The 8,996-nt window shown below is 65.8% G+C and carries 6 protein-coding genes; 4 read left to right on the top strand and 2 right to left on the bottom strand.

Translation table 11 applies throughout. The features are described from left to right. Positions 1-280, top strand: a 280-nt coding sequence (locus BMW72_RS17855) for an IS30 family transposase (RefSeq protein ID WP_139175934.1), incomplete at its 5' end; no start/stop codon positions are given. 82 nt (positions 281-362) lie between these two features. Here BMW72_RS17855 and BMW72_RS17850 read toward each other — a convergent pair. Further along, positions 363-3,878 carry a DEAD/DEAH box helicase gene (locus BMW72_RS17850; RefSeq protein ID WP_134450304.1) on the bottom strand — a complete coding sequence of 1,172 codons (3,516 nt, stop codon included), beginning with the start codon at positions 3,876-3,878 and terminating at the stop codon, positions 363-365. A gap of 156 nt (positions 3,879-4,034) precedes the next feature. Between BMW72_RS17850 and BMW72_RS17845 the strand changes: the two genes are divergently transcribed. Together BMW72_RS17845 and BMW72_RS17840 are read left to right on the top strand one after the other, a co-directional pair. Then, on the top strand, positions 4,035-6,215 hold the full coding sequence (locus BMW72_RS17845) for an ATP-dependent Clp protease ATP-binding subunit (protein WP_092113007.1): 2,181 nt from the start codon (positions 4,035-4,037) through the stop codon (positions 6,213-6,215). Between the two features lie 107 nt (positions 6,216-6,322). Then, positions 6,323-7,372, top strand: a complete 1,050-nt coding sequence (locus BMW72_RS17840; protein WP_092113004.1) for a zinc-dependent alcohol dehydrogenase family protein — start codon at positions 6,323-6,325, stop codon at positions 7,370-7,372. Between the two features lie 60 nt (positions 7,373-7,432). Here BMW72_RS17840 and BMW72_RS17835 read toward each other — a convergent pair whose 3' ends face one another. After that, on the bottom strand, positions 7,433-8,023 hold the full coding sequence (locus tag BMW72_RS17835; protein ID WP_092113001.1) for a nitroreductase family protein: 591 nt from the start codon (positions 8,021-8,023) through the stop codon (positions 7,433-7,435). Between the two features lie 687 nt (positions 8,024-8,710). Here BMW72_RS17835 and BMW72_RS19090 point away from each other — a divergent pair. Then, on the top strand, positions 8,711-8,996 hold a 286-nt coding region (locus tag BMW72_RS19090), incomplete at its 3' end, for a hypothetical protein (RefSeq protein WP_208598228.1).

Raw genomic sequence — 8,996 nt, 5'->3', positions numbered from 1 at the left:
GACCTGGGACCAAGGTGTCGAGATGGCGCATCACACTGCCATCCGCCTTGGCACAAACATGGACGTCTACTTCTGCGACGCAGCCAGCCCCTGGCAACGCGGATCCAACGAGAACACCAACGGCCAACTACGCCAGTACTTCCCCAAGGGCACCAACCTCTCCACCTACACCGCCGACGACTTACGCGCGGCAGCACACGAGCTCAACGAACGCCCACGGAAGACGCTCGACTGGGACACCCCCGCCGAGCGCTTCGCTAAACTGCTGACTACTGAATAGACCACCCGGTGTTGCAACGACCCCCAGAAACCGCCAGATCATGGGCCCCGTTTCCGGGCCCGGGCCCGGAAACGGGGCGGGGTCAGGCCAGGAGCTCTCGGATGTCGGCGGCGGTCAGGGCGGTGCCGGCGGGGGCGCCGTCGGTCATGACGCTTTCGAACAGACGAGCCTTGGTGGCCTTGAGGGCCATGACCTTCTCTTCGATGGTGTCCTTGGACACCAGGCGGTAGACCATGACGTTCTTGGTCTGGCCGATGCGGTGCACGCGGTCGACGGCCTGGGCCTCGGTCGCCGGGTTCCACCAGGGGTCGAGCAGAATGACGTAGTCGGCCTCGGTGAGGTTGAGGCCGAATCCGCCGGCTTTAAGGCTGATCAGAAAGACCGAGCTCGAGCCCTCCTTGAAGTCACTGATGGCCTTGGCCCGGTTGCGCGTCTTGCCGTCGAGGTAGGAGTAGCTGATGCCGGCGGCGTCGAGCCGGTCGCGGGCCTTGCCAAGGTACTGGGTGAACTGGCTGAAGATGAGGGTGCGGTGGCCCTCGGCGACTGTGTCTTCCAGCAGTTCGAGCAGGGCGTCGAGCTTGGTTGACGGCACACTGTCGTATTTCGCGTCGTAGAGGCTCGCGTCGAGGCTGAGCTGGCGCAGCATGGTGAGCGAGCGAAAAATCTCGAACCGGTTCGCGTTCATGTCCTCGATCAGGCCGAGCACCTTTTGCCGCTCGCGGGCGAGGTGCATGTCGTAGACCTTGCGGTGCCGCGGGTGCAGGTCGAGTTCAAGTACCTGCTCCTGCTTCTCGGGCAGGTCGCTGGCCACCTCGGCCTTGGTGCGGCGCAGCATGAACGGACGGATGCGGCGGCGCAGCTGTGCGAGCCGGTCGACGTCGGCATCCGTTTCAATGGGCTTGCGGTAATAGTCGGCGAACCGGCTGGGGCTCGGGAACAGGCCGGGGGCGGTGATGGAGAGCAGCGACCACAGCTCCATGAGGTTGTTTTCCATGGGTGTGCCGGTGATGGCGAGCTTGAACGGGGTGCGCAGTCGGCGCGCGCAGACGTGTGCCTTGCTCTGGTGGTTCTTCACGAACTGGGCCTCGTCGAGCAGCAGCCCGGCCCAGTCCTGCGCGTTGTACTCCTCGAAGTCGAGGCGGAACAGCGTGTAGGAGGTGATCACGACATCCGCTTCACCCATGACGTCCTTCAGGCTCGACCCGCGCTTGCCGGCGGTCTGCGTGATGGCTGCCGTCGTGAGGTCGGGCGCGAACCGGGCGCACTCGGTGGCCCAGTTGGAGACGACGCTCGTCGGGGCGACCACGAGGAACGGCTTGCGGGCTGCACCCGGCTCGGCGCGCTGGCTGTCGCGAGCGTGAGCGATGAGCGCGATGGCCTGCAGGGTCTTGCCGAGTCCCATATCGTCGGCGAGTACGCCGCCGAGCTGGTGGTCGTAGAGAAAACTGAGCCAGTCGAATCCGGTCTGCTGATAGGCGCGGAGGGTGGCGTGCACGGCGGGCGGGAGCGGGCGTTCGGCGATCGGCGCTGCCTCAGACAATCCTTCGACCGCGCTGCGCCAGGCGGCGGACTGCTCGGCGACGACCCCGAGCAACTGCAGTTCGTCCCACAGGTCGGCCTGAAAACGGCTGAGGCCGAGCGTGCCGGCGTTGCTCTCCTGCAGTCCCCGCGCCTCTTCGATCAGGCGGCGCAGCTGCTGCAGCTCGGGGCGGTCGAGGCTGAAATAGGTGCCGCTGTCGAGGATCATCAGATCCTGGTCGGTGGCCAGCGCGCGAAACAGGTCGTCGAAGGGAATGTCTTCGCCCTCGATCGAAACGGTCACGGCGAGGTCGAACCAGTCGCGAGTGTCGGTGCTTTCAGTGGTGGCGAGGCTGATCACGGGGGCTTCGTCGGCTTCGCGGTAGCTCGGGGCATCGGCTGAGACCTGAACGACGATGCCGGCGTCGGCGAGCAGCGGCACGCTGTGCTCGAGAAAATTGATCATGACGGCGCCGCGCAGCTCGGAGTGCTCGAGCAGTCGAGCCGCGCTGATCGGCGTGGCGGGCTGCCAGAGCGGCTCGAACGAGCGGATCGCGCGTTCGAGCTTGCGCAGCGTGTCGGCTTCGCGGGTCAGGTCGCGAAAGCGGGTGTCGCCGGGCGTCGGTCGCAGCGGGTGCCGGTACAGCACGGGTTGCGCGGCCACGGCGGCAGCCACGATTTCGGCAGCGTTGCCAGCGCCGGTAGTGCCCCCAGCGGATGCCGCCGCTCCGGGAGCGCCGACCGGCGCGGCCTGGTCGTCGGTCGCGGCAGTGGCCGGGCTGGTGTCGGTGGGCGCAACGTACTGCCACTCCCAAGCGAGGGTGATGCGGGCATCCGTCTGATGGGTGATGGCGAGGGCGAGCAGGGGTCGCGCGGTCTTCGGCAGTTCAAACGAAGCGTCGTGGCTGGTCAGGGTGAGTTTATGCTGCAAAAAAGGGTAGTAGTCGGCGAGAAAAGCTGCTTCGTCGTCGGCGGGAATGTGCAAGCCGCCGGTGACCGCGAGGGCACGGATCTCGGAACTGACCTGCGCGTTCAGCGGGGCGAGAACGAGCTGTCGGCCAGTCGCCAGCGGGTCGATGGGGCTTGTGAAGGTGTAAGCGCCGTGCGCCGGATCGCCCAGGAAACCGAATTCAGCGCCGCGATGCAGCCGCTCGTTCAGCAGGAGCAGCGGGGTCAGTTGCAGGCCCTCGTCGTCACGACGGATGTCGAGCTCGAGCGCGGCGGGCGTGGGGGAGAGCAGAACGGGATTCTGGGCATCCGTTGCGCAGACCATGGGCAGACCGCTCAGCTGGGCCTCGTGCAGCAGGTCCCAGAGCGCCTTGTTCTCGAAGTTGTCGAGGTAGAGCCAGTGGTCGGTGTAACTGTAATAACGCTGCCCGGTGGCCGAGAGGGCATAGAGCGCGTTGAGAATCTTGCGGTGGCCGCGATTGTAGGTGCCGGGGGTCCAGGACAGGTTGTCCCAGGTGAGGGAGCCGCGAATCCACTTACCCTTCTTGCCCATCACCATGGGGCGGGCCCCGAGTCGGCGGGGCTGTGGGCGCCGGTTGGGGCTGTAGGCGGGTTCAAGCAGATCGAATTGCAGGGCGAGGGCCGTGCTGGTGGCCGTCTCCGAGCCGGACGGTTTGGCGATCGGCGCCAGTGCGGCTCGCCAAGCTGGCACCGGTGGGCGAATGGGAATGACGGGGGCTGGGGAGGGTGGCTGGTAGGCGGCCGGCACAAAGGTCGACTCGAACACCGGGGTGCGGTGGTCTCCGATCGCTCGCACGTTGGAGGCGGTGCGCTCGGCTGGGGTGCTGCGGCTGGCCAGCAGCAGGGCGGCGACATGCTTGCAGTTGCTGCCCATCGGGCAGGTGCAGGTTCCGCTGGCTCGCACCGCCTGGCCGGCGGCATTCAGCGTAAACGAGACCAGAACGGTGTACGGCTGTGGGCTGGTGCCGCTCACGCGGCCGGTGAGGTGTGTTCCCGACGGGGCCCAGGACTGTTCGGTGACGTGACCGTTGCGGGCGTAGCGTTCACCGCGCGAGAAGGACTGGCTGCCGACGATGCGGGCGATCTCGTGCGTGCTGAGGGAATGGGCCATAGGTGTGGGAGCTCCGTAAGAACAAGGGACCAACCTTTATTATCTCACGCGAGACTGCCCCATTCCTGACGGACATCGTGCTGCGGCGTGCTGGCACGGGTCGGCGCTACGTAGTAAACTTGAGTCAGCGAGGCTCAACTTTAGAGGAGACTGTTCATGCAAGCCGGTCAGCAACCACCGCAGCAAGACGCCAAAACCGCTCTCGAACTGTATGGGGTGAACCTCACCGACATCGCCCGCAGCGGCAAGCTCGACCCGGTGATCGGACGAGACGCCGAGATTCGTCGAATCAGCCAGGTTCTCACCCGACGCACTAAGAACAACCCGGTTTTGATCGGCGAACCCGGCGTCGGAAAGACGGCGGTTGTGGAGGGCCTCGCCCAGCGCATCGTCGCCGGCGACGTGGCCGACTCGCTCAAAGACAAGCAGTTGGTCTCTCTCGACTTGGCCGCCCTCGTGGCCGGCGCCAAGTATCGCGGCGAGTTCGAGGAACGGCTCAAGGCCGTGCTCAAGGAGATCAACGACGCCGACGGAGCGATCATCACCTTCGTTGACGAACTGCACACCCTCATGGGTGCGGGCGGCGGCGAAGGCTCCGTCGCGGCCAGCAACATGCTCAAACCCATGCTCGCTCGCGGCGAACTGCGCCTGATCGGCGCCACGACCCTCAACGAATACCGCGAGTTCATTGAAAAGGATGCCGCGCTCGAGCGCCGCTTTCAGCCGGTGCTCGTCGACGAGCCCTCGGTGGAGGACACCGTCGCCATTCTGCGCGGGCTCAAGGAACGCTATGAAGCCCACCACAAGGTGACGATCGCCGATTCTGCCCTCGTGGCCGCGGCATCCCTCTCGAATCGATATATCACCGCACGCCAGCTGCCCGACAAGGCGATCGACCTCATCGACGAGGCTGCGAGTCGGCTGCGCATGGAGATCGACTCCTCGCCGGTCGAGATCGATGAGTTGCGGCGCAGTGTGGACCGGCTGAAGCTTGAAGAGCTCGCCTTGAAGAAGGAGAAGGACGACGCTTCCAAGGCACGATTGGTGAAGCTGCGCGACGATCTCGTCGAGCGTCAGGCCAACCTGAAGGAACTGCAGACCCGCTGGGACACCGAGCGGGCCTCGCTCAATCGGGTGGGCGAGCTGCGCGAGCGGCTCGACGCCGCGCGGATCGACTCTGACCGGGCCCAGCGCGAGGGCAACCTTGAGAAGGCGTCCCGGCTGCTCTACGGCGACATTCCGGTGATGGAACGGGCGCTTGCCGACGCCGAGAAGGAAGAATCTGTTGGCCCCCGCATGGTCAACGAGCAGGTTACGAGCGAGGACATCGCCGCGGTGGTCGCCGCCTGGACCGGAATTCCGGTGGGTCGGCTGCTGCAGGGCGAGACCGAGAAGCTGCTGGGCCTTGAAAATGAGCTCGGCCACCGTCTGATCGGCCAGAAGCGCGCCGTACGTGCCGTCGCCGACGCCGTGCGACGTTCGCGCGCCGGTATCTCCGACCCCGACCGCCCGACTGGGTCGTTTCTGTTCCTCGGGCCCACCGGTGTCGGCAAGACCGAGCTGGCCAAGGCGCTCGCCGAGTTTCTGTTCGACGATGAAAAATCCATGGTGCGCATCGACATGAGCGAGTACGGAGAGAAGTTCTCGGTGAGCCGTCTGGTCGGGGCCCCTCCGGGGTATGTCGGCTATGAGCAGGGCGGTCAGCTGACCGAGGCGGTGCGGCGTCGCCCCTACTCGGTCATTCTGTTCGACGAGGTCGAGAAGGCACATCCCGAGGTCTTCGATGTGTTGCTGCAAGTGCTCGATGACGGACGCCTCACCGACGGCCAGGGCCGCACCGTGGACTTTCGCAACACCATCCTCGTGCTCACCTCCAACCTCGGGTCGCAGTTCCTTGTCGATCCGACCCTGTCGGTGGAACAGAAAGAGGAGGCCGTGCAGGGCCTCGTACGGCAGGCGTTCAAGCCCGAGTTCGTCAACCGACTCGACGACATCGTGGTGTTCTCCTCCCTCACAACCGATGAGCTCGGCGAGATCGTTGAACTTGACGTCGACCGACTGCAGAAGCGCCTGGCCGAGCGCCGCCTTGAGCTGGCTGTCACACCGGATGCCCGCCGCTGGCTCGCCGAACGCGGCTACGACCCGATCTATGGTGCGCGTCCTCTGCGGCGCCTGATGCAGCGGGAGATCGATGACCGTTTGGCGCGGGCACTGCTCGCCGGCGACATTCGCGACGGCGACACGGTACTCGTGGCGCTCGCCGCCGACGGGGATGCGCTCACCGTGGCATCCGCTCCGGTGCTGCCGGAGGTGGCGCTCGAGGACGATTTGCTCTGACCCGCCGGAGAGCGGGCAAAGCATTGGTGCAGGACCGCGGAAACAACCGATGACCTGATTTCGCGTGCAGGAAGGGGATGCCCAGAATCGCCGGTTAGGGTTTAGCAATGCTTGCAACTGTGATTCATGGTGAACGGGATGTTCGCCTCGAGGAAGTTCCCGACCCCGTGCTCTCGACCGGTGGCGACGCCATCGTTCGCGTGGTCGCGGCCTGCGTCTGCGGGTCGGACCTGTGGCCATATCGCGGCGTCACGCCCACCAAAGAACCGCACCGCATCGGCCACGAATTCGTCGGCATTGTCGAGGCCACCGGTTCCGACGTGTCGACCGTCAAGGTCGGCGACTTCGTCATCGCACCGTTCTACGACTGCGACGGCACCTGCGTCAACTGTCGGAACGGTGTGAGCACCTCCTGCCTGAACGGCGGCTGGTGGGGAGCGGAAGACCAGCTCGGCGGGTTCGCCGATGGCGCCCAGGGCGAACGCGTGCGCGTGCCCCACGCCGACGGAACCCTCGTCGCCACCCCGAGCGTTCCAAGCGACGAGCTCGTTCCGAGCCTGCTCACCCTCGCCGATGTCATGGGCACCGGACACCACGCGGCCGTCTCGGCCGGCGTTGAGCCGGGCTCAACCGTGGTCGTCGTCGGTGACGGCGCCGTCGGGCTCTGCGCCATCCTGGCGAGCAAGCGCCTCGGCGCGAGCCGTATTGTGGCCATGTCCCGGCACGCCGACCGTCAGGCGGTGGCGCGCGAATTCGGAGCGACCGACATCATCGAAGCGCGTGGCGATGAGGGTGTTGCCGCCGTCAAAGCCCTGTTCGACGGTGTCGGCGCCGACTACGTGCTCGAGTGCGTCGGAACCCAGGAATCGATGGATCAGGCCATCCGCTCGGCTCGCCCCGGCGGAATGGTCGGCTACGTCGGCGTGCCCAACGGCGGCGCCGAGCTGCCCATTCGCACCCTGTTTGGCACGAACGTGGGCGTAAACGGGGGCGTCGCATCCGTTCGCAGCTATGTTGAGGAGCTGCTGCCCGAGGTACTTTCCCGCCAGATCAACCCGGGCCGTGTCTTTGACCTGCAGCTGCCGCTAGCTGAGGTGGCTGAGGCCTACGCCGCCATGGACGAACGCCGGGCCATCAAGGTCCTGCTCCGCCCCTGACCGGTTCGCTAGAGTGCCCGGTTGACGAGGTCAAGCGGGCACTTTTGCGCTTTCGGCGGTCTAGTCGTTCTCGAGCAGCAGCTCGGCCAGGGGCAGGCGGGTGCGGGGAGCGATTTCGCGCTCGCGCAGCTCGGGGGTGAGGTCTTCGGCATTGCCGAGCACGCCCAACGCCGTCACGGTGACGACGGCCTGGTCGTCGGTGAGGTTGAAAGCTGCCGCGATGGCCGCGCCGTCAAAACCGCCCATTTGGTGCGTGTGCAGACCCTCGTGCTGAGCCTGAATGCTGAGGTGAGCGACGGCCTGGCCGACATCGTAGCGGGCCCACGGGTTCTCCCGGGTCTCATCGATCGACAGTTTGGCGACGTTCACGACGAGAACGGATGCCGTATCGGCCCACGCCCGGTTGAAACCCATCAGGGCGTCGGTGATGTTCGCGAAGCTCGCCGAACCGCGGCGCGCCACGATGAAGCGGGCCGGCTGCATGTTGCTTGCCGACGGCGCCCAACGAGCAGCTTCGAGCACCGTTGTGAGGGTGGCCTCATCGATGACAGCGGTCTTGTCGTAGGAGCGGGGGCTCCAACGCTCCGCCAGAATCTCGATGAGTGGGGACTCGGTGTCAGCGCGGCGCGAAGTGTCAGTGATGAGGGTCATGGGCGAGTCCTTTGATCGAGGAATGTAGGCGGGGCTACGCTGACCCACTCTCTCTAACGCTGCAGACTGCGCACTATTCCGCAGATGTGCCGGGGTTTCCTCTGTACCCGGGCCTGCTCGCCTGCTGCGCCTGCGCTTCAGGGCCCGCAATGTTGGGACGGGGCCCGGGCCGTGGGCCCTGGTTGGAAACTGGATTCACGGCCAGAACACGAGATCGCAGGTGGGTTGGTAAGCACGAAATGGGCGTGCGCAAGAAATTAGATCAGGCATTCTATTTTGGCGAGACGACGAGGCCTTTAGCCCCTAGAGTACAGCGCAATCAGGCCTGTCAAACGGCGGATGCGGCCGAAGTCGTGGGTTCCGAGCGCTGAGCCGCATTATTCCATTCACCTAGTTTATGTGAGTTTGTCTCGCTTTTTTGTTCGATTTGCGGTAGAATCGTTGTGAAGGAGGCACTGGCGCCCATGTTCATGGAAAACCCTGGCAGTCCGAGCTCGAATCCCGCCATTGTCGCGGTGGAGCAGGCCAGGGAAATTCTGTTGGCGGCGTTGGGTGGGGTGTCCTTTGGGTTGCTCGGTGACGAAGAATCGCTGAGCATGCTGATGGCTTTGGAGAGCGTGGGCCGGGTCGTCGACGGGGCTCGGGTGCTCTCCACGACCGATGTGCTGCGCCGCTCCGAATACTTCGATGCGGCCGCTGCTAAAGCCGCCGCTCAGGCTGCTGTTGATCGGAGTGCTGCTGCCCCGAGTACCGCTCCGAAGCGTGCTGGTGCGGTACTCGGTGACGCCGGTGGGGGCGGCATCAGCTGCGGCTGCGGCAGCGGCTCCGAGCGTGGCGGCTCCGAGCGTGGCGGGTGCGTCGGCGGCTCTGGCGGCGCCGACGTTGGCGCGGCGGCTCGGGTGCCGCAGCGGGGTCGAGCTGGTCTGCACCCTGGCCAGGCTCTCCCGCGCCGAGGTGCGCCAGCGTGCCGCGC

It is taken from the genome of Cryobacterium luteum, from assembly GCF_900110125.1.
GTDB classification, from domain to species: Bacteria; Actinomycetota; Actinomycetes; order Actinomycetales; family Microbacteriaceae; genus Cryobacterium; species Cryobacterium luteum.
The sequence above is the reverse complement of the archived record's forward strand: the minus strand, read 5'-3'. Positions and strand labels throughout refer to the sequence as shown.

Excerpts from the sequence above, each read along its gene's own strand:
- BMW72_RS17850 (WP_134450304.1), bottom strand. The coding sequence starts at position 3,878 with ATGGCCCATTCCCTCAGCACGCACGAGATCGCCCGCATCGTCGGCAGC.
- BMW72_RS17840 (WP_092113004.1), top strand. The coding sequence starts at position 6,323 with ATGCTTGCAACTGTGATTCATGGTGAACGGGATGTTCGCCTCGAGGAA.
- BMW72_RS17845 (WP_092113007.1), top strand. The coding sequence starts at position 4,035 with ATGCAAGCCGGTCAGCAACCACCGCAGCAAGACGCCAAAACCGCTCTC.
- BMW72_RS17835 (WP_092113001.1), bottom strand. The coding sequence starts at position 8,023 with ATGACCCTCATCACTGACACTTCGCGCCGCGCTGACACCGAGTCCCCA.